This is a genomic window from Gordonia metallireducens, assembly GCF_021245825.1.
GTDB lineage: Bacteria > Actinomycetota > Actinomycetes > Mycobacteriales > Mycobacteriaceae > Gordonia > Gordonia namibiensis.
In genome coordinates this window covers 39645-59722 of the sequence record NZ_JAJQJP010000026.1, presented here as the reverse complement: position 1 = coordinate 59722, position 20078 = coordinate 39645, and the positions used below count along the sequence as shown (strand labels likewise).

19 protein-coding genes and 2 pseudogenes are annotated in these 20078 nt (G+C 66.8%); 9 read left to right on the top strand and 12 right to left on the bottom strand.

The features are described 5' to 3' along the window. Positions 1 to 29 precede the first annotated feature (29 nt). The 5 genes from LQD00_RS09095 to LQD00_RS09075 all read right to left on the bottom strand — a co-directional run bounded on the left by LQD00_RS09095 (position 30) and on the right by LQD00_RS09075 (position 5815). Complete coding sequence (locus LQD00_RS09095; protein ID WP_232716821.1) at positions 30 to 692, bottom strand: response regulator; 663 nt, start codon at positions 690 to 692, stop codon at positions 30 to 32. Further along, on the bottom strand, positions 689 to 2347 hold the full coding sequence (locus tag LQD00_RS09090; protein WP_232716820.1) for an ATP-binding protein: 1659 nt from the start codon (positions 2345 to 2347) through the stop codon (positions 689 to 691). The genes LQD00_RS09095 and LQD00_RS09090 overlap by 4 nt, the downstream gene beginning before the upstream one ends. Before the next feature lie 54 nt (positions 2348 to 2401). Continuing rightward, positions 2402 to 3838, bottom strand: a complete 1437-nt coding sequence (locus LQD00_RS09085; RefSeq protein ID WP_232716819.1) for a CitMHS family transporter — start codon at positions 3836 to 3838, stop codon at positions 2402 to 2404. A 183-nt stretch (positions 3839 to 4021) separates the two neighbouring features. Further along, entirely contained in the window at positions 4022 to 5230 is a 1209-nt protein-coding gene (dinB, locus tag LQD00_RS09080; RefSeq protein ID WP_232716818.1) for a DNA polymerase IV, read from the bottom strand. 222 nt (positions 5231 to 5452) lie between these two features. Then, positions 5453 to 5815: an Rv2640c family ArsR-like transcriptional regulator gene (locus LQD00_RS09075; protein ID WP_006902070.1), complete on the bottom strand. Its 363-nt coding sequence runs from the start codon at positions 5813 to 5815 to the stop codon at positions 5453 to 5455. Positions 5816 to 5912: 97 nt separating this feature from the next. On the opposite strand from LQD00_RS09075, the gene LQD00_RS09070 reads away from it, so the two are divergent. After that, a complete protein-coding gene (locus LQD00_RS09070; protein ID WP_010844638.1) occupies positions 5913 to 6398 on the top strand; it encodes an ArsI/CadI family heavy metal resistance metalloenzyme in 486 nt (161 codons plus the stop codon). Between the two features lie 23 nt (positions 6399 to 6421). Here LQD00_RS09070 and LQD00_RS09065 read toward each other — a convergent pair. The 5 genes and pseudogenes from LQD00_RS09065 to LQD00_RS09045 form a co-directional block, all read right to left on the bottom strand. Further along, positions 6422 to 6822: pseudogene (locus LQD00_RS09065) on the bottom strand (arsenate-mycothiol transferase ArsC). Beyond that, a complete protein-coding gene (locus LQD00_RS09060; RefSeq protein ID WP_006902068.1) occupies positions 6819 to 7244 on the bottom strand; it encodes an arsenate reductase ArsC in 426 nt (141 codons plus the stop codon). The pseudogene LQD00_RS09065 and the gene LQD00_RS09060 overlap by 4 nt, the downstream one beginning before the upstream one ends. 41 nt (positions 7245 to 7285) lie before the next feature. Next, positions 7286 to 7969: an arsenate reductase/protein-tyrosine-phosphatase family protein gene (locus tag LQD00_RS09055; RefSeq protein ID WP_232716817.1), complete on the bottom strand. Its 684-nt coding sequence runs from the start codon at positions 7967 to 7969 to the stop codon at positions 7286 to 7288. Further along, positions 7962 to 9065, bottom strand: a complete 1104-nt coding sequence (arsB, locus tag LQD00_RS09050) for an ACR3 family arsenite efflux transporter (RefSeq protein WP_308195948.1) — start codon at positions 9063 to 9065, stop codon at positions 7962 to 7964. Before arsB ends, LQD00_RS09055 begins: the two co-directional genes overlap by 8 nt. Continuing rightward, the gene (locus LQD00_RS09045; RefSeq protein WP_109239101.1) at positions 9062 to 9424 is read right to left on the bottom strand and encodes an ArsR/SmtB family transcription factor; all 363 of its coding nucleotides are present in this window, start codon (positions 9422 to 9424) and stop codon (positions 9062 to 9064) included. The genes arsB and LQD00_RS09045 overlap by 4 nt, the downstream gene beginning before the upstream one ends. A gap of 135 nt (positions 9425 to 9559) precedes the next feature. Here LQD00_RS09045 and LQD00_RS09040 point away from each other — a divergent pair. Both LQD00_RS09040 and LQD00_RS22840 read left to right on the top strand, forming a co-directional pair. Then, a pseudogene (locus tag LQD00_RS09040) lies at positions 9560 to 10496 on the top strand (integrase core domain-containing protein); the annotation flags it as partial. Between the two features lie 132 nt (positions 10497 to 10628). Next, positions 10629 to 10835 carry a hypothetical protein gene (locus LQD00_RS22840; RefSeq protein WP_232717110.1) on the top strand — a complete coding sequence of 69 codons (207 nt, stop codon included), beginning with the start codon at positions 10629 to 10631 and terminating at the stop codon, positions 10833 to 10835. Between the two features lie 97 nt (positions 10836 to 10932). Here the strand turns inward: LQD00_RS22840 and LQD00_RS09030 are convergent, their stop codons facing one another. Then, positions 10933 to 11370, bottom strand: coding sequence for a DUF309 domain-containing protein (locus tag LQD00_RS09030; protein WP_232716816.1), 438 nt, complete (start codon positions 11368 to 11370; stop codon positions 10933 to 10935). 131 nt (positions 11371 to 11501) lie between these two features. On the opposite strand from LQD00_RS09030, the gene LQD00_RS09025 reads away from it, so the two are divergent. The 5 genes from LQD00_RS09025 (at position 11502) to LQD00_RS09005 (ending at position 18298) form a co-directional block, all read left to right on the top strand. Continuing rightward, positions 11502 to 13010: an acyl-CoA synthetase gene (locus tag LQD00_RS09025; protein WP_232716815.1), complete on the top strand. Its 1509-nt coding sequence runs from the start codon at positions 11502 to 11504 to the stop codon at positions 13008 to 13010. 97 nt (positions 13011 to 13107) lie between these two features. Beyond that, the gene (ilvD, locus tag LQD00_RS09020) at positions 13108 to 14823 is read left to right on the top strand and encodes a dihydroxy-acid dehydratase (RefSeq protein ID WP_232716814.1); all 1716 of its coding nucleotides are present in this window, start codon (positions 13108 to 13110) and stop codon (positions 14821 to 14823) included. Positions 14824 to 14902: 79 nt separating this feature from the next. Beyond that, positions 14903 to 16738 (top strand): hypothetical protein, encoded by a 1836-nt coding sequence (locus tag LQD00_RS09015; RefSeq protein WP_232716813.1) that lies wholly within the window; start codon positions 14903 to 14905, stop codon positions 16736 to 16738. Further along, positions 16735 to 16974, top strand: a complete 240-nt coding sequence (locus LQD00_RS09010) for a hypothetical protein (RefSeq protein ID WP_232716812.1) — start codon at positions 16735 to 16737, stop codon at positions 16972 to 16974. Before LQD00_RS09015 ends, LQD00_RS09010 begins: the two co-directional genes overlap by 4 nt. Next, a complete protein-coding gene (locus LQD00_RS09005) occupies positions 16949 to 18298 on the top strand; it encodes a hypothetical protein (RefSeq protein WP_232716811.1) in 1350 nt (449 codons plus the stop codon). The genes LQD00_RS09010 and LQD00_RS09005 overlap by 26 nt, the downstream gene beginning before the upstream one ends. A 95-nt stretch (positions 18299 to 18393) precedes the next feature. Here the strand turns inward: LQD00_RS09005 and LQD00_RS09000 are convergent, their stop codons facing one another. Beyond that, a complete protein-coding gene (locus LQD00_RS09000; protein WP_232716810.1) occupies positions 18394 to 19011 on the bottom strand; it encodes a hypothetical protein in 618 nt (205 codons plus the stop codon). 212 nt (positions 19012 to 19223) lie between these two features. Between LQD00_RS09000 and LQD00_RS08995 the strand changes: the two genes are divergently transcribed. Further along, entirely contained in the window at positions 19224 to 20075 is an 852-nt protein-coding gene (locus LQD00_RS08995; RefSeq protein ID WP_232716809.1) for an SGNH/GDSL hydrolase family protein, read from the top strand. The last annotated feature ends 3 nt before the right edge of the window (positions 20076 to 20078 follow it).

Genomic DNA, 20078 nt, shown 5'->3' with positions numbered 1-20078 from the left:
CCCCGCCCGCAGGATTATCAGGTCACGATTTACCGACGGCGGTACTCCTGCCGGGGTCGGCCGGTGGTTCCGTACTGCAGCGACATCCGGAGACGGCCGGCGGCAACGAGGTTGGCCAGGTGTCGCCGGGCTGTCGGTGCCGCGATCCCCACCTCCCGGGACACGTCGTCGGCGAACAGGGCGGTGTCGGGATCGACGAACAGGTCGAGGATGCGTTGCTCGGTGGGAGATCCCGATTCCGACCGCTCCGCCGCGCGGGTGCCGAACCGCAGCGCGGACAGCGCGGCGTCGACCGCGTGTTGGTCGACGTTCTCACCGCTGAGCGCGCGCCGGTACTGCGCGTAACCGGCAAGACGACGGGCGAGATCGGCGTCGTCGAAGGGTTTGATCAGGTAGGCCAGCGCGCCGGCGCGCATCGCGGTGCGGACGGCGGCCGCGTCGGTCTCGGCGCCGACGATGAAGCAGTCGCAGTCGAGTTCGGCGACCAGGTCGATGCCGGAGCCGTCGGGGAGGTAGACGTCGAGGAGTGCGAGGTCGATGTCGGGGTGGTCGACGAACGCCCGACGAGCCTCGGCGACGCTGCCGACCCGCGCGCGGACGCTGAAGCCGCGCACGGCATCGACGATCGTCGAATGCAGTGCGGCGACGCGGAAGTCGTCGTCGACGATGAGGACACCCAGCTCCTCACTCACTGCGGCGCCACCTCCTCGTCGGGCCCGGGCGCGATGATGCCCGGGAGCCGGGCGACGAACAGTGCGCCAGGCGGATCATGCTCCGGCGTCGGGGACCGGTCGCCACCGGGGTCCGCGACCCACAGGTCTCCACCGATCCGACGCGCGACCTGACGCGCGATGGACAGGCCCATCCCCCGGCCACCGGGCACGTGGTCGCCGGGTTTGGTGGTGGCCCCTTCGTCGAAGACCTTGTCCGGATCGTCGAAGGCGATGCCGGGGCCGGAGTCGCCGACCGCGACGAACAGGGTGTCGCCGTCGGCGATCAGCTCGACCTCGACGACCCCGTCGGCACCGGTCCCAGATGCAGCCTCGATGGAATTGTCGATGAGGTTGCCGACGACGGTGGTGGCGACGACGGGTTCGGTGAGGGTGCCCTGCAGCCAGGTCTGGTCGCCGAGGCGGAGCGTGACGCGACGTTCGCGCGCGTGGGCGGCTTTGGCGTCGAGAAAGGCGTGGAGGTGGGGTTCGCGGACGTTGCCCAGCCCGGCGAGGAGCGCGCCGCCGGGGCCGCTGCCGGAGAGTTCTTCGAGGTACCCGAGCGCTTCGTCGGCGTGGCCATGGCGAAGGAGTCCGGCGAGAACGTGGATGCGGTTGGCGGTCTCGTGCCGTTGGGCGCGGAGAGCGGCGCCCATCGATCGGATGGAATCGACTTCGCGGCTGAGCGTTTCGACGTCGGTGCGGTCGATGACCGAAAGGACCATGCCGAGGTCGCGGCCGTCGGCGTGGACCCGGTGGGAGCTGACGAGGACGACGCGATCGCCGACGGTGGCGGCGAGGGGCTCGTCGGTGGGCGTGGCCAGAACGGCTGCGATGCGCGGGGTGAGTCCCAGGTCGGCGGCCTTCGTGCCCACCGGAGCGTCGATGTCGAGGAGCGCGCGGGCCTTGTCGTTGACGACCCGGACGATGCCGTCGGCGTCGACGGCCAGCACGCCGTCGGCCATCGAGTGCAGGACAGCGCGCTGTTCGCGGACGAGTTCGGCGAGCTCGTCGGACTCGAGACCGAGGGTGAGCTTGCGCCAGCGCCGGGCCAGCATGACCGATCCGAGTGCGCCGATGCCCAGTGCGGTCAGCGCGAGGAGCGTCGTGGCGATGATGTCGCTGCGCGTTTCCTTCGCGAGCCGTTCCGTCGAGACGCCGACGCTGACGAAGCCGACGATGCGACCGCCGGGGTCGAAGATCGGGACCTTCGCCCGGACGGACTCGCCGAGGGTGCCCCGGTCGGTCGCGACGTCGTCGGAGCCGGCCAGCGCCTTCGACGGGTCGGTCGACACCGGTTTCGCCAGTTCCGCGACCTCAGGGTGGGCGAGTCGGATGCCCTGGTCGTTGCCGATGACGACGAACAGTGCGCCGGTCCGTTCCCGAACCGCGGCCGCCTGGCGTTGCAGCGGGCCGTCGACGAGATCGTCCGCTTCCACGGCTCGACCCTGTTGAGCCGCCACCGCGGCGCGGACGTCGGTGTCGGCGGCCACCGACCGGGCGATGGCGAGGGCTCGCTGTGCGTACTCGTCGCGGACACGGTCGTCGGCCCCGGCGATGACGAGACCGAACCCGACCGCGAGGCTGACCGCGAGGACAGCGAGCTGCAACAGCAGCACCTGCGTCCGTAAACGCATGACGTCAGCCTAGTGGCGGCTGTGAATCCAGCGCCGCCACCGACATCGATCCGCTCAGAACGGGATGGCTCCGACGAGCACGCCCGCGCCGAGCATGACCAGGGAGACCACCGTCGCCCGCCACAGCACCTTCTTGTGATGGTCGGCGAGGGTGACACCGGCGAGCGCGACGAGCAGGAGGATCGCCGGGACCAGCGGGCTCTGCATGTGCACCGTCTGACCGGTGATGGATGCGCGGGCCATCTCGGTGGGGTCGATGCCGTAGCGAGTCGCGGTCTCGGACAGGACCGGCAGCACGCCGTAGTAGAAGGCGTCGTTGCTCATCAGGAAGGTGAACGGGATCGACAGCACGCCGACGACGATCGCCATGTGCGGCCCCATCCAGTCGGGGATGCCGTCGGAGAGCCAGTGGGCGATGGCGTCGACCATGCCGGTGCCGTTGAAGACGCCGGTCAACACCGCGGCGGCGAGGACCATGGCGACCACCGACACGATGCTCGAGCTGTGCCGGGTGATGGCCGCCTGCTGCTGCTTGACGTGCGGGAAGTTGACGGCCAGGGCGATGCCGGCGAAGACCATGAACAGCACGGGGATGGCGAGGACGTCGGCGCCGAGGATCGCCAGCAGCGCGACGGTGAGTCCGGCGTTGACCCACAACAGCTTTGGCCGCAGGGTTTCCCGATTGGGGTCGAGGACGCTGGAGAACGACTGGTCGCGGTCCTGGGCTTCCGGATCGTCGGAACCCGTTGGCGTCGAATCGATGTCCGACGATCCGCCGGTACTGCGCCGCGGCGGCGTGGGCGGGACGGTGGTGCCGGTGCCGGCGGCGACCAGCACCTCTTCACGCGGAGCCAACAACGATTCCTTCATCTCGAGGGTGCCGATACGTCGGCGTTCGAGGACTCCCAGGTGATAGGCGAAGAGAAGTACGACGACCAGCGCGGCGGCGAGTGCGGGGATCATCGGGACGAAGACGTCGTTGGTGTCGATCTTGAGCGCACTCGCGGCGCGGGCGGTGGGGCCACCCCACGGGAGGATGTTCATGGTGCCGTTGGCGAGGCCGGCGACCACGGTCAGAACCACCGGGCTCACACCGAGTTTCACGTACAGCGGCAGCAGGGCGGCGGTGGTGATGATGAAGGTCGTCGAACCGTCACCGTCGAGCGAGACGACCATCGCGAGGACCGCGGTGCCGACGACGAGCCGGGCCGGGTCGTCGCGCACGGCGCGGATGACGAGGCGGACCACCGGGTCGAAGAGACCGACGTCGATCATGATCCCGAAGAAGATGATCGCGAAGAACAGCATCGCCGCCGTGGGTGCGAGGTCCTTGATGCCGTCGGTGATCATGTCGCTGATGTCGAGGCCGGCACCCGCGAACAGGCCGAACGCGACCGGGACGAGGATCAGCGCCACCACGGGCGTGGCCCGTTTGGTGATGATCAGGACCATGAAGGTGGCCACCATTCCGAGGCCGAGTGCTACCAACATTGTCTAGCTCGATTCTGATGTGGATGTGAGGACGACCACATTTCGGTGGCCACATCAGAAGTGTTGGGGCAGTCGACGACACAGTCACGCTTGAGCGCATAAGTATCGTTCTGCGCTTTTTGCTCGGCCGGTGATCCGTAGAGAGCACGGGGATATGGCGCGCATCTCTTCTACGAGATCCCGTCAGTCGGGGAGCATCGGTGCGTCGTCGCCGTGATGACGGCCGATGAGCACCGCTCGTGTGACGGAGTCCCGGCCGAACCGGTCGCGCAACAGGTCCATCGTGGCGTCGAGCTGCTCCGCGTGATCGGTGTCGAAGGGCAGCGTCAGCTGGATGTTGTCGTGGTCGTCGAGATTGGTCAGCGACAATCCGACGAGAGTGCAGCCGCGCTCACGGATGATCGGCATGGCGTCGGCGAGGAGTCCGCGGGCCGACGCCATGATGATATCGGTGCGGTCGGTCGGCCGGAGGAGCGTTCGGGACCTGGTCGCGCGGGCGAAGTCGTCGAAGCGGAGCCGGAGAACGATTGTGCGACAGACCCTCTCGGCGGATCTGAGTCGCTTGCCGAGCCGTTCGACGATGGCCGTGATGGTCGCCTCTAGGTCGGCCTCGGACTTGGGTCGACGTCCCAGTGCTCGTTGCGATCCGATCGACGATCGGCGCTTGCCGGTCTCGACCCGACGCGGGTCCTGCGCGAGCGAGAGGGCGAACAGGTGCCGGCCCGCTCCGGGCCCGACGACTGCGCGCAGCGAACGCTCCCCCATCTCGGCGAGCTGGCCGACGGTCTCGACACCGGCGTCGTGCAGCTTGGCCTCGGTCACCGGTCCGACGCCCCACAGCCGACGCACCGGCAGGGGGTGGAGAAATGCCAGCTCGGTGCCCGGCGCGACGATCAGCAGACCGTCGGGCTTGCCGACGGCACTGGCGACCTTCGCCAGGAATTTGCTGCGCGCGCCACCCACAGTGATCGGCAGGCCGACCTCCTCGCGCACTCGAGCCCGGATCGTCGTGGCGATGTCATGCGGGCACCCGCTGATCCGACCCAGGCCGCCGACGTCGAGGAACGCCTCGTCGACGGAGATGCCTTCGACCACCGGAGTGGTGTCGTGGAAGATATCGAAGACCTCGCGACTGGCCTCCATGTAGGCGTCGAACCGGGGCCGCACCACCACGGCATCGGGACACAGTGCGCGCGCCTCGTGACCGGGCATCGGCGACCGCACTCCCCGGGCCTTGGCCTCATAGCTCGCGGCCAGCACGACTCCCCCGCCGACCAACACCGGGCGTCCGCGCAGGGTCGGGTCGTCGCGTTGCTCGACCGAGGCGTAGAAGGAGTCGAGATCGGCGTGCAGGATCGTCGCACCATGCCGCTCCCGACGCTCGATCCGCATAGAACATATGTTCGCATACCGGTCCGACAACTGGCCCTGCCGGCTGTCATCTCGCAGGACATCGGTGACACTTTCGCATCAAGACATCGGTGACAGTTTGAGGGGTCTAGGTGGTGACACTTTCATTGGTGTCCGCCACGCAACGCTATGTGCGTTGCGTGGCGCGGTTGCCGACGAGGGGGAGCCTGACGCAGGTGCTCAACTGACCGCGCCTGCGACGGTTCAGCAGCACCCTGTGGTGGCGCTGAGAACGCTGCGTAGCGCTTCCAACGACTCTGGCCGTGCGCGGTAGTAGACGTTCATCCCTCGTCGGTCAGGTGCGACCATGCCGGCCTTGCGGAGCTGCCCCAGGTGGTGGCTCGTGGTGGCCTCGGTGAGGCCGACCGCGGTCGCGAGGTCGCAGGTGCAGATCCCGTTCCCGGTGTCGGCGAGCAGGATTGAGACGAGTTTGATCCGGACCGGATCGGCCAGGGCCTTGAGTCGCAGAGCGATTTCTAGGGCTGTGTCGTCATCGAGCGGGGCCGCGGATACCGGTGCGCAGCAGATCGGGGCGCTGATGTCGACCATCGGCAAGGGCTTCGGCATGACCAGATCGTACGCCCCTACTTGACATATGTCGAAAAGGTGGCAGCCTGCATGTGTCAGTAGTTCGATATATGTCTCACAGGTGAAGGTGATGGTCATGTCCCGTATGCAGCTCGCGCTCAACGTCGATGATCTCGATACCGCGATCGAGTTCTACTCCAAGCTGTTCAACACCACCCCGGCCAAACGCAAGCCGGGATACGCCAACTTCGCGATCGTCGAGCCGCCCCTGAAACTGGTGCTGCTAGAGAACCCCGGCCAGGGCGGCACGATCAACCACCTCGGCGTCGAGGTCGAATCGAGCGAGAAGGTGCACGCCGAGATCGCCAGGCTGTCCGGGGAGGGCCTGTTCACCCAGGAGGAGATCAACTCCACCTGCTGTTTCGCAACGCAGGACAAGGTCTGGGTGACCGGACCGGCGAACGAGAAGTGGGAGGTCTACACCGTGCTCGCCGACTCCGACACGTTCGGGACCAGCCCGAAACTGTTGGAGCAGAACGCCAACGATGACGTCGAGCAGGGTTCGGTGTGCTGCGGTGGCAGCGCCGCCGAACCGGCTGAGGTGCGCACTGCTTGCTGCTGAGGGGTCGTGGCTTGCGCTCTCGCCTACCGCGCGATGCGGTCGGCGAGGGCGCGGATCCGGTTGGTGATGTCGTCGCGGATTAGTCGCATCCGTTCGATACCGTCGATGCCCCGTTCGGAGGGTTCGTCGGTGTTCCACACTTCGAGGGCGACGCCGTCGGGTGGGGTGACGTCGGCGGTGCCGACCACCACGACGAGATCTGCAGTTTGCATCAGTTCGTCGGTGAGTTGCCGCGGCTGATGCCCGTCCACGGTGGCGCCGACTTCGGCGAGCGCCTGGGCGGACAGCTCGTTGACCTGGCCGCCGATTTTCGCGCTGGTGCCGGCCGAGGACGGGGTGATCCGGTCGGTGTGAGGTGTTCGGCCATCACCGATTTGCCGCGGTTGGACACGCACACGAACAGCACCTGCGGTGGTGTGCTCACTGGCCGACCTGCTGGTTAGCGGGGAGCAGTTCGTCGAGGAGGTCCGCGACCAGTGCGCGGATCTGATCGCGGATCGGGCGGACCGCGTCGATGCCTTGGCCGGCGGGGTCGTCGAGGGCCCAGTCGCGGTAGCTGACGCCGGGGAATACTGGGCATGCATCGCCACAGCCCATGGTGATCACCACATCGGAGGATTCGACGGTGTCGGGGGTGAGGACCTTGGGTGACTGTGCCGAGATGTCGATACCGACTTCAGCCATCGCCTCGACCGCGGCTGGATTGATCGAGTCGGCGGGCGCAGATCCGGCGGAGCGGACCTCGACACTGCCCTGGCTGAGCGCGGTGAGGAACCCCGCAGCCATCTGTGAGCGGCCGGCATTGTGGACGCACACGAACAGCACGCTAGGTCGAGAGGAAGACATGAGACACAGTCCCTTTCAGCTGTGGAGGAATGCTCGGAAAGTCACACATGGTTGGCCGTGAGCTCGGCAAGGAGCTCACGAACCCGGGCGTCAAGGTCATCGCGGATCGCGCGAACCTCGCCAAGTGGACGGCCTTCAGGATCGGAGACCGTCCAATCGAGATACCGCTTGCCGGGATAGATCGGGCACGCGTCGCCGCAGCCCATCGACACCACCACGTCAGCGGCGGCGACCACATCGTCGGTGAGTGGTTTGGGGTACTCGGTACCCAGGTCGACGCCAATTTCTGACATCGCTTCGACGACGGTCGGGTTGATCGAATGAGCCGGCACCGATCCGGCCGAGCGCACATGTCCCCGACCTGTGGCGTGGTGGGTCATCAATCCGGCAGCCATCTGCGAGCGGCCGGCGTTCTGCACGCAGATGAACAGGACTTCGGGCACATCCTTGGGTACCGCCCCCTCAGCCTGCGCTAGGGCGCGTAACCGATCGGCAGCGAACCGGCCCGCCAAGGTCGTCAGATGCGCATGCACCCGGGAGGTGCGCCGTAACGCGGTGTAGGACTCGAAAACACAGCGTTCCACCGTCTGTCGAGACACCACCCCCTCGTACTTGGCGGCCAAGTCAGCTGCGGTACGGGCGAGCACGGTATGCGGCATCAGCAGCTCGGGTTGGGCGCGGTGTTCGCCGCGACTCAGCTGTTCGTCCAACACATTCTCAGACATCGCGAACAGGCTCCTTCGACACATCTGAGTTGGAGGCGGTCGTCGGACTGGTGAAGCGTTTCCGCAACGCCAGAGACACATAGACCAGCGCGACGAGGACGGGCACCTCGATGAGTGGGCCGATGACTCCGGCAAGAGCCTGACCGGAGGTCGCACCATAGGTCGCGATCGCAACGGCGATGGCGAGCTCGAAGTTGTTGCCGGCAGCGGTGAACGCCAGCGTGGTGGTCCGTGCGTAACCCAGCCCCATCACGGCGCCGAGGACGAATCCGCCACCCCACATCACCGCGAAGTAGATCAGCAGCGGCAGCGCGATCCGCACGACGTCCCACGGGTGAGAGGTGATCTGCTCCCCCTGCAAGGCGAACAGGATGACGATGGTGAACAGCAGACCGTAGAGGGCCCACGGCCCCAATCGCGGGAGGAACGAGGACTCGTACCATTCGCGGCCTCTGGCCCGTTCACCGATGCGGCGGGTGAGATAGCCGGCAACCAGCGGGATTCCGAGGAAGATCAGCACCGACTTCGCGATCTGCCACGGCGAGGTGTCGATGGTCGTCTGTTCCAGGCCGAGCCATCCGGGTAGCACCGAGAGGTAGAACCAGCCCAGCACGGCGAACATGATCACCTGGAACACCGAGTTCAGTGCGACGAGGACGGCAGCGGCTTCACGGTCGCCGCACGCCAGGTCGTTCCAGATGATGACCATCGCGATACAGCGCGCCAGACCGACGATGATCAGCCCGGTCCGGTACTCCGGTAGGTCGGGGAGCAGAAGCCAGGCCAGCGCGAACATCAACGCGGGTCCGACGATCCAGTTCAGCAGCAGCGATCCCAGCAGCAGGCGACGATCGCCGGTGACCGAGTCGAGTCGGTCGTAGCGCACCTTCGCCAGCACCGGATACATCATGATCAGCAGTCCGAGAGCGATCGGCAGCGAGATGCCGTCGATCTCCACGGCCGCCAGGGCGTCTCCCAGGCCGGGAACGTTGCGGCCCAGCAGCAGGCCGGCGACCATCGCGGCGCCGATCCACACCGGCAGGAATCGGTCCAGCATCGACAGCTTGCCCGCGACCGCGGTGTCGGGGGCGGTCACTGGCCCACCTCACACGAGCGTGTTTCCCCCACGACCGTGGCGAGATCGTCCAGCAGGTCCGACAGTTGCTGCAGCGCTTCAGCGTTCACCCGGTAGTACACCCACGTCGCGCGGCGCTCACTGGTCACCAAGCCCGCTTCGCGCAGCACCTTCAGGTGATGTGAGATCGTCGGCTGCGACAGCTCGAAGGGTCCGGAAATGTCGCACACGCAGGCTTCGCCTCCCGGATGCGCGGCAACCTCCGACAACAACCGCAACCGAACCGGGTCCGCAAGCGCCTTCAACAGTGGGGTGACAGCCCCGGTCTGGTCACCACTGAGGCCGCGGCCCGGTGGCAGCAGAAGATTCTTATTCGACACTCGTCAATATTGACATACGTCGATGCACGCGACAAGGCGTCGCTTCCGTTTAGCGGGCACGACACGCCCGATGGGCTCCAGCCAAGCCGGCACCCTGGCCTTCGGTTCACACTGCAAGCACTCGACGCTCAGGCGGTGGTAGTTAACGAACCTATCGATCCTGTCGTGCGGCTGGCGATCTCGCAGTGGCCTGATGATGCACCCCGCGGAGCGGTCTCGACATTCTGCGCCGAACACGGGATTTCGCGGAAGTCGTTCTACGAGTTGCGTAAACGAGCACGAGCGGATGGGCCGTCGGCGGTCCTGGAACCCCGCACCCGCCGCCCGAAGTCGAGCCCGTCAGCGCTCAATGACGAGGTCAAAGCGCAGGCGGTGGCCGTGCGCGCCGCTCTGGAAGCCTCAGGTCTGGATCACGGGCCGATCAGCGTGCACGACAAGATGCAGTCGATGGGGTTGACTGAGGTGCCCTCAACGGCCTCGCTGGCCCGGATCTTCCGCGAAGCCGGTGTCGCTCGCCGTGAGCCAAAGAAGAAGCCCCGCTCGGCGTGGCGGAGGTTCGTCTACCCGGCGCCGAATGCGTGCTGGCAACTCGATGGCACCGAGTACGTCCTGACCGGTGGACGCAGGTGCGTCATCCTGCAGCTCATCGACGATCACTCTCGCTACGCCGTGGGCTCACATGTGGCCGCGGGCGAAACGGCTGAGGCTGCGATCGCCGTGTTCGACAAGGCAGTGACCGCCCACGGAGTACCTCAACGACTCCTCACCGACAATGGGCCCGCGCTCAACCCCTCGCGGCGCGGCCGTCTCGGTCAGCTCGTCGAGCACGTCCGCGTGCTCGGGGTGGAAACGATCACCGGCAAGCCCTACAAGCCGACCACGCAGGGAAAGAACGAGCGATTCCATCAGACGTTGTTCCGGTATCTGGACAAGCAGCCATTGGCTGACACCCTGGCCGAGCTGCAGGCCCAGGTTTGATGCGTTCGATCACATCTACAACACCCAACGGCCTCACCAGGGCCTGCCAGGGCGCGTCACGCCACTGGCCGCGTGGCAAGCCACACCGAAAGCCCATGCGCCACACCCGATAGCCGGTGGATCACTGTTCAATCGGCCTACATCGCGCCCGCCCGCGCCGCGCCCAACCGCCGAGCTACCCGAGGGCGTCCTGGTCAGGACTGTCAGCACTTCCGGCACCATCAGCGTGGACTCAGTCACCTACATGGTCGATGTGGACCACGCCTTCGACCAGGTCCTCGTCGTCGCCGACGACAGCGCGATCGTCATCGCGAACACCGATGGAGAGGTCGTAGTCGAACACCCTCGACCCGCTTCCGGAGTTCGCTACGTCGGCAACCGACAACCCCGCGGCCCACGCCCCACGAAGACCAGACCGTCACCGAAGTCCTGACACACCAGCTGTCACCGAAGTCCTGACACAGAACTGTCACCGAAGACCCGATACATCACAACTGGCCCTGCCGGCGATGGCACTCGGCCGGCCCACCTCAGGTCGGTTCGGACACGTCGATCTCGTCGAGCACACGGTCGCGGATCGCCGTCAGATCCATCTCGTACCTCACTCCGCCGGCGTTCTCGTACTCGACGAGTCGCGCGGCGGCCCGATCGTAGAGGCGTCGGGCACCGAGAGCATTTCCGCGTCGATGATGCGTCAGCGCCACGCAGAGCTGGGCGAGCCCCTGCCACAGGGGACGTTCCTCGGCCGGACAGGACTTCCACCTGGTCTCGAACACCTCGTGCGCGGAGAACGGCCGGCCGTCCTCGAGCAGCCGCCACGCGAATGCGATCGTCTCGTGCGGTGGCAACGGCTCCTCGGGCACCGGCTCGACGCCCGGCGCACCGTACGGTAGCGGGCGGCCCAGTTCGTCACGCGGCCGAGCCTGTCGGGCGCGACCGCCGGGATCCCGATCTCGGTCTCTTCCCATGGCCACATCTCCATCGCGTCGATCTCCGATTCGTGTTGTCCTTCGACTCTGACAGACGCACTGGGTGGGTGCCGGACGCGGCAGGGGGTGCGTGCCACGTCGCTCCGCTCAACCGTCATTCTGTTGATGTGATGACCCCCACTTCGAACACCGTCGACGGAGTGCTGCGCCGCACTGCCGCGAGATTCCCCGACCGCGCCGCCCTCCATTTCGGCGACGACACCCTGACCTACCGCGAGCTCGACGACGCCGTGACCCGCGCCGCCGGGCACCTCCTCTCCCTCGGTCTGACCAAGGGTGATCGCGTGGCCGGTTACGGCACCAACTCGCACGCCTATGTGATCGGCTATCTCGCCGCCGCTCGTGCCGGGCTCGTCCACGTGCCGATCAACTACGCCCTGCGTGCCGGCGAACTGAGCTACCTCCTCGAGCAGTCCGGCGCACGGGCCGTGCTCGTCGACCCGGCTCTCACCGAGAACCTCGACGCCGTCATCGACGTCGTACCGGCCGAGTTCGTGCTCCCCCTGCGCGACGCCGACGATTCACTGTTCGCGATCGCAACCACGGGAGACGTTCCCGCACTCGACGTCCCGGTCGAGGACACCGACCTCGTGCAGTTCCTCTACACCTCGGGCACGACGTCGAAGCCCAAGGGCGCCATGATGTCCCACCGCGCCCTGATCCACGAGTACACCTCGTCGATCATCGCGCTGGATCTCAAGTCCGATGACAATCCCCTCATCTGCATGCCGCTGTACCACTCGGCGGGCATGCACGTCTTCATGGTTCCGTACCTGGCGGTCGGCGCCACGATCCGGTTGATGCCCGCACCCGACATCCCCGAGATCCTGCGTCTCGTGGAGAAACACAAGATCGGTTCGTTGTTCCTGGCGCCGACGGTGTGGGTGCCGCTGGCCGCGCACCCCGACCTCGAGACCCGCGACCTGTCGTCGCTGCGCAAGGCGCAGTACGGCGCGTCGATCATGCCGGTCACCGTCCTGCAGCGCCTCCGCGAGCGCTACCCCGACCTCGGCTTCTACAACTGTTTCGGTCAGTCCGAGATCGGTCCGCTGGCAACGGTTCTCCGCCCCGAGGAGCACGACGCCCGACCCGCTTCGTGCGGACGGCCGGTGTTCTTCGTCGAGACCCGCGTCGTCGACGCAGACGGCAACGATGTGCCGGTCGGTGAACCCGGCGAGATCCTGTACCGCTCGCCGCAGCTGTGCCAGGGCTACTGGGACAACCCGACCGCCACCGAAGAGGCCTTCCGAGACGGCTGGTTCCACTCCGGCGACCTCGTCACGCGCGACGAGGAGGGTTACGTCACCGTCGTCGACCGCATCAAGGACGTCATCAACACCGGCGGCATCCTCGTCGCCTCGCGCGAGGTCGAGGACGCGATCTACACCCACGACGCCGTGGCCGAGGTCGCCGTCATAGGCACCCCGGACGACAAGTGGATCGAGGCGATCACCGCAGTCGTCGTGCTGCGCGCCGAGGCGGTCGTCACCGAGGCCGAGCTGATCGACCACGTCAAGCAGCGGCTCGCGCCGTTCAAGGTCCCGAAGCTGGTGAAGTTCGTAGAGGAACTGCCGCGCAACCAGAGCGGAAAGCTGCTCAAGCGCGAACTGCGCGCCTAGAAACATCTGCTGTTCATCGAGATCAGGTTGCGTTTCGGCCCGTTCGGCGAGATGAAACGCAGCCTGATCTCGTCTGCGGACCACTACCGTGGACCACATGACCGAGCGCACCAGCACAGGCAACGACGTGGACATCAAACCTCGCAGTCGCGACGTCACCGACGGCCTGGAGAAAACCGCCGCCCGCGGCATGCTCCGCGCGGTGGGCATGGGCGACGACGACTGGGTGAAACCCCAGATCGGTGTCGGGTCGTCGTGGAACGAGATCACCCCGTGCAACCTCTCCCTCGACCGCCTGGCCAAGGCCGTCAAGGACGGAGTCCACGAAGGCGGCGGTTATCCGCTGGAGTTCGGCACCATCTCGGTCTCCGACGGCATCTCCATGGGCCATGAGGGCATGCACTTCTCGCTGGTCTCCCGCGAGGTGATCGCCGACAGTGTCGAGACCGTGATGAGCGCGGAACGCCTCGACGGCTCGGTCCTGCTCGCCGGCTGCGACAAGTCCCTGCCCGGCATGCTCATGGCCGCCGCCCGCCTCGACCTCGCCTCGGTGTTCCTCTACGCCGGATCCACGCTGCCCGGATACGCGACGCTGTCCGACGGCTCGGAACGTCAGGTCACCATCATCGACGCCTTCGAGGCGGTGGGCGCGTGCTCCCGCGGACTCATGAGCCGCGAGGACGTCGACACCATCGAACGCGCCATCTGCCCGGGTGAGGGCGCCTGCGGCGGTATGTACACGGCGAACACGATGGCCAGCGCCGCCGAGGCACTCGGGATGTCGCTGCCCGGGAGCGCCGCTCCCCCCGCCCCGGACAAGCGTCGCGACCAGTTCGCGCGGCAGAGCGGTGCGGCCGTCGTCGAGATGCTGCGTCGCGGGATCACCGCCCGCGACATCATGACCCGCGAGGCCTTCGAGAACGCGATCGCCGTGGTGATGGCGTTCGGCGGGTCCACCAACGCGGTGCTTCACCTTCTCGCCATCGCCAACGAGGCCGAGGTCGAACTGACGCTGGACGACTTCATCAGCGTCGGCGCCCGCGTCCCCCACCTCGCCGACGTCAAACCTTTCGGCCGGCACGTGATGACCGATGTCGACCGCATCGGCGGTGTGCCGGTGGTGATGAAGGCGCTGCTCGACGCCGGGCTGCTGCACGGTGACTGCCTGACGGTGACCGGCAAGACGGTCGCGGAGAACCTCGCGCACATCGCGCCGCCGGATCCCGACGGGCAGGTCCTGCGGGCCACCAAGTCACCCATCCATCCGACCGGCGGCATCACCATCCTCAAGGGCTCGCTGGCCCCGGAGGGTGCGGTGGTGAAGTCGGCCGGTTTCGACTCCGACGTATTCGAGGGCACCGCACGCGTTTTCGACCGCGAACGCGCCGCGATGGACGCACTCGAGGACGGCACGATCACCGCCGGCGACGTGGTCGTGATCCGCTACGAAGGCCCCAAGGGCGGACCGGGCATGCGCGAGATGCTGGCCATCACCGGCGCCATCAAGGGCGCGGGCCTCGGCAAGGACGTGTTGCTGATGACCGACGGCCGGTTCTCCGGCGGCACCACCGGGCTGTGCGTCGGTCACGTCGCGCCCGAAGCAGTCGACGGCGGGCCGATCGCCCTGGTTCGCGACGGCGACCGCATCCGGCTCGACGTGGGGCGCGGCCTCCTGGACCTGCTGGTCGACGACGACGAACTCGAGGCCCGCGCCAAGGAGTTCACCCCCCTGCCGCCGCGCTATACCCGCGGGGTCCTGGCGAAGTACTCGAAGCTGGTCACGTCGGCGTCGCAGGGTGCCGTCTGCCGCTGACACGCGTTGCGCGCAGATCATGCGCGCAGGTTCGACCAAGCCCCTCGCGGGACATGGATGAAATGTGCATACTTCGTTCATGACAACAAGCGATGTCACGAACCTCCACCTCGCCGCCGAGGGCGGAGGGGCGGCACTCGACCAGGTGTTCCTGATGTCCGCAGTGGCCGCGGTGGTGTCGATCGGGCTCCTCTGGATCGGGTACCTGCACCGGACGCGGAAGATCACCTGGCTGACCACCCTCTCGGAGTGGGCTGCCCGGCGCGTCAACCGTCCACCATGGGCGGCTCTGCCGATCTTCCTGTTCACCAGCACGATCATCTGCGCCCTGTTCGGCTTCCTGTGGGACGTCAGCCTGCACATCGGTGACGGCCGCGACGAGGGACCGCTCGCCAACCCGGCGCACTACTTCATCCTGGTCGGCCTGTTCCTGTTGTTCATCTCCGGCATGCTGTCGGTCTTCCTGCCCTTCGACAAGCCCGGCGCCTCTGCCATCCGGATCACCCGGCACTGGTACGCGCCGGTCGGCGGAATCCTGTTGGCGGGCTGCGGCTTCTACGCCCTGGTCGGCTTCCCACTGGACGACGTCTGGCACCGCATCTTCGGCCAGGACGTCACCCTCTGGGGTCCGACGCACCTGATGCTGATCGGCGGTGCCGGGCTGTCGCTCATCGCGGTCGTCATCCTCGACCGCGAGGGCAGGGCCGCGATGGGCCCTGACCTCCCACCGGACGGACGCGGGCAATGGATCGTCCGCTGCCTGGCCTTCGGCGGTCTGGTCATCGGCATGTCGGTCTTCCAGATCGAATACGACTTCGGCGTCGAGCAGTTCCGGTTGGTGCTACAGCCGATGATGATCGCCGGTGCCGGGGCGTTCGCGCTGGTCGCCGCCCGGATCAGTCTCGGACCGGGCAGTGCGCTCGTCGCCGCGGTCTTCGCGATCCTGTTGCGCGGCGTCGTCGCGGTCGTCGTCGGTCCCGCGTTCGGCGCGCCGATCAACGTGTTCCCCCTGTACCTGGGCGCAGCCGTGGTCATCGAGCTGCTCGCACTGACGCCGCTGTTCAAACGTCGTGTGCTCTACGGCGCGGTGGCGGGCCTGGGCGTCGCGACCGTCGGCCTCTGGATCGAATCCTGGTGGATCGCGGCGGCTTACCCGTTCCCGTGGGTGACCGGCATGTGGGGCGAAGCGCTGGCCATGGCCATCCCGGTGGGCGTGGTCATGGGGCTGTGCGGTGCGCTGCTCGGCACCGTCTCCGTCGGTGAACGCCTGCCACGACGCTGGATCAGCATCACCGCCGTTGTGCTCTCTGTGCTGGTGGTCGGCGGTGCCGTCGCGAACGGTCTGCGGGTCTCGGTACCGGCCGACATGACGGCCCGCGTCGTCCTGACCCCGGCCGGGCCCAACGCCGCGGCCGACCAGAACGTGACGGCCGAGGTCTACCTAGACCCGTCCGATGCGATCAGCGGCGATCCGGAGTGGGTCACGTTGATGTCCTGGCAGGGCGGCACCGACAACGACCGCGGCATCGTCATCGACCGGCTCGAACGTGTGGGCCCCAACCACTTCCGGTCCACCGAACCGATGCCCGTCTCGGGATCATGGAAGACGATCCTGCGCGTACAGGATGGGACCACGATGGCCGGGGTGCCGGTCTATCTGCCGGCCGATCCCGCGATCGGCGCAGAAGGTGAACCGGCGCAACTGACATCGACGAAACCGTTCGTCGCGGAGATCTCGATCCTGCAGCGCGAGCGCACGTTCGACTACCCGTCATGGCTGTTCGGCGTCGCCTCGCTGGTGGTGCTGGTGTGCACACTGCTGCTCATCACCGCGTTGTCGTGGGGCGCCGGGCGGGTCAACTCCCGCGAGACGACCACGAGCGCACGAGAACACGAATTGCAATCACAACCATGATCACCACCGGACCGGATGTGGTGGTCCACCACCTCGCCACACATCCCCTGATCCTGGCGCTGCCCGCCGTGATCCCGGCGTTCATCCTGGTGGGCGTCATCGTCGCGATCGCAATCCATGACCGTCGTCGGGGCGATGACGAGGACACCCTCGATTCCGAGAGCCCCACCGATCCCGACCACACCGTCCCACCCACCCGGAACGAGGCCGATGACCCCGACCGTGAGGCCGACTGAAACCCTGCTCGCCCACGGTCTGGGCGGTTCGGAGTACCTGCCGGTCCCGCTGACCGCTGTGCTGATCGGCGGCGCCTGGGCATTGACGATTTCGTTCGCGGTTATCGCATTCGCCTGGCGCACACCGCGGTACGGGCAGGCCGACGCCGGGCGCGAACTGCCGTCGTGGGTGACGGCGCTCGTAGACAACTCGTGGGTTCGAGGCGTGATCTCCGTCGCCGCCCTGGTACTGACACTGTGGCTGGTGCTCGCCGCGTTCGGTCCCGACACCGACGAGAATCCGGTTCCCGGTGCGTTCTACGTGCTGCTGTGGGTCGGGATGACGGTGCTATCAGCGTTGATCGGTCCGGTCTGGCGGCTCCTGTCGCCGATCCGCACCGTGCTGCGCGTCGTCGGTGCCGTCCTCGGCCCCCGAGTTGTCGGATGGAAGGCCTATCCCCGACGTCTGGGCTGGTGGCCGGCCGCATTCGGCCTGTTCGCCTTCGTCTGGTTGGAACTGGCCTCGCCGGAGCCGGGATCAGTGGCGGCCGTGCGAGTTTGGTTGCTGTGCTACGTGGTGGTGACCCTCGTCGGCGGTGTCATCTGTGGACTGCGGTGGACCGACAACGCCGACCCGTTCGCGGTGTACAGCACGGTGGCTTCCCGACTCGCACCGTTCGCGAAGAACGCCGACGGCAGGGTGATCGTGCGCAGTCCGATGAACTCGCTGACCACGCTGCCGGTCCTGCCCGGAACCGTCACCGTCCTGGCGATCCTGCTGGGGTCGACCGCTTTCGACAGCTTCTCGGCGATTCCGCTGTGGCGGGAGTTCGTCGACGAGCGCGCCGACGGCGACCAGGTGATCGCCACCCTGCTCTCGACCGCCGGTCTGCTGGTGTTCATCGGCGTGGTCGCGGTGACCTTCTGGTCGGCCGCCCGCGCCGTCGGCGGGGTCTCACCCGATCTACGGCGCCGGTTACCCGGCCTGATGGCGCACTCCCTCATCCCGATCGTGATCGGGTACATCCTCGCCCACTACCTGCAGTCCCTCGTCGAACAGGGACAGGAAGCAATCCTGGCCCTCGGCGACCCGCTGGGTCGAGGCTGGAACCTGTTGTGGCTGAGCGATGCCCACCCGGTGTACATCATGTCCGATCACCCGACCTTCACCGTGACGCTGAAGGTGCTCTTCGTCGTCGGCGGACACATGATGGGAGTCGCCGCGGCCCACGACGCCTCGTTGCGTCTACTCCCCCGCCGGCATCAGCTGACCGGCCAGCTCACCATGATGGTGACAATGGTCTGCTACACCTTCCTCGGGCTGTACCTGCTGTTCGGCGGGTAGAGCGGCCCCGCTCGGAACCAGGTTGCGTTGTGTCGCGGTATGCGCGACAGAACGCAATCAGATCCCCGATTGACGGGCGACCCGGTGGCGGACTGCTAGATGCCGAGAGAACCGAAGTCCAGCGATCCGAAGTCGAGCGAACCGTTGGAGCTGCGACAGCCGTCGACGACCAGTTTCTGCGGCGTCGGCAGACGATCAGCAGTCTGCGGTCCGGTCTTGATCCGGAACCAGATCGTCTTCGTTCCCTCCGCTGACGGTTCGGGCGCGCCGGTCACCGTCTTGAGGTCGATCGTCCGCTGTGTGACGAACCCGTCGGGTTGCGCGTTCCGGTTGTACGGATTGCCGTTGCCCCAGCTCGGGATTCCCGGATCGAGGCCCGAGGTCAGTGCCGGCGAGTCCCCGACCCAGCGGGCGATCGGCCAGGGGATCCCCGACACCTCCCGCCACGGGGCCGGCATCTCGGCCGGGATGGTCGTCGCGTTCACCATGGCCGGGTCGTTCTCCTGCTCGAACCACCAATCCGGTTGGAAGAACGTGGAATTGGTGAAGTTCGTGACCTTGATGGTCGCCGTGCAGTCCCCGTTGTTGATCCCCTCCAGTTTCACTCCGCCCGGGTCTGCGGCGGATGCTGCTCCGGCGCCGGCGATTCCGCCCGCCATCACGCCTGCTGCCAATACTGTGGCGCACAGGGCACGTACCGATGATTTCTTCATGAGACCTCCCCGAAGGGCGCAGACACGTTGTCGGTTGAATCCCCTGCGCCGAGCTCACCGTAAAACTGCCGTAGGGTCTCATGTGCCGTGTTCAGCGATTACATCTGATCAAGTGACAATGTCCGATTTGCTTGATCTCGAGGGCATCTCGGTTCACTCACGAACCAATCACCTCGAGTTAACTCGAGTACACAGACGGTCACTCTCGACCCATGCGTCTACGTCGTCGAACAACAACACTCGCCCTCGCGTTGGCCTCCGTGGCCGGACTGATAGCCGGAGCAACCGCGGTTGCGCTCGCCGATGACCCCACCGAATACGTCGCCCTCGGCGCGTCGTTCTCGGCCGGCGTCGGGATCTCCCCGTCGGCAGGAGGACCGAGCGGATGTGGGCGGTCCACGAAGAACTTCCCGAACCTGGTCGCCGACGCGGAGGGTTTCCGGCTCAAGGACATGAGTTGCGGTGGTGCCCAGACCCGGCATCTGACGACGAGCCAGACCTCCGGCCAGCCACCGCAATTCGAGGGTCTGAGCCCGACGACGGATCTCGTCACCATGCAGATCGGCTACAACGACGGGAACGTGTACTCGGGCAGCATCGCCGACTGCTCGCAAACCGCCTCGGGCAGCTCGCAACTCGCACCGTGTGAGGCGCGGACCCTCGGTCGGTACTCCGCTGAGATCCAGGTGACGGCCGCCAACATCGCCACCGCGATCGCCGGGATCAAGAACCGCGCGCCGTCCGCGAAGATCCTCATCGTCGGATATCCGGCGGTGTACCCGAAGCAGGGCAACTGTCCCGCGCGAAACCCGTTCTCCGCTGCGGACACCGCGTTTCTCGACCGCCTCGAGGTCGAGTTGAACACCATGTTGAAGACCCAGGCCCAGTCGGCGAACGTCGACTTCGTCGACACCTACGGTCCCAGCGTCGGGCACGACTCGTGCAAGTCGCAGTCGACGAGGTGGGTGGAGCCGTACTCGAATCCGGTTGGGGCGATTCGCCTTCATCCGAACGCGACGGGCCACCAGCAGGTCGCGAAGGCGGTGCGCGCCGCCCTGGACTGACCC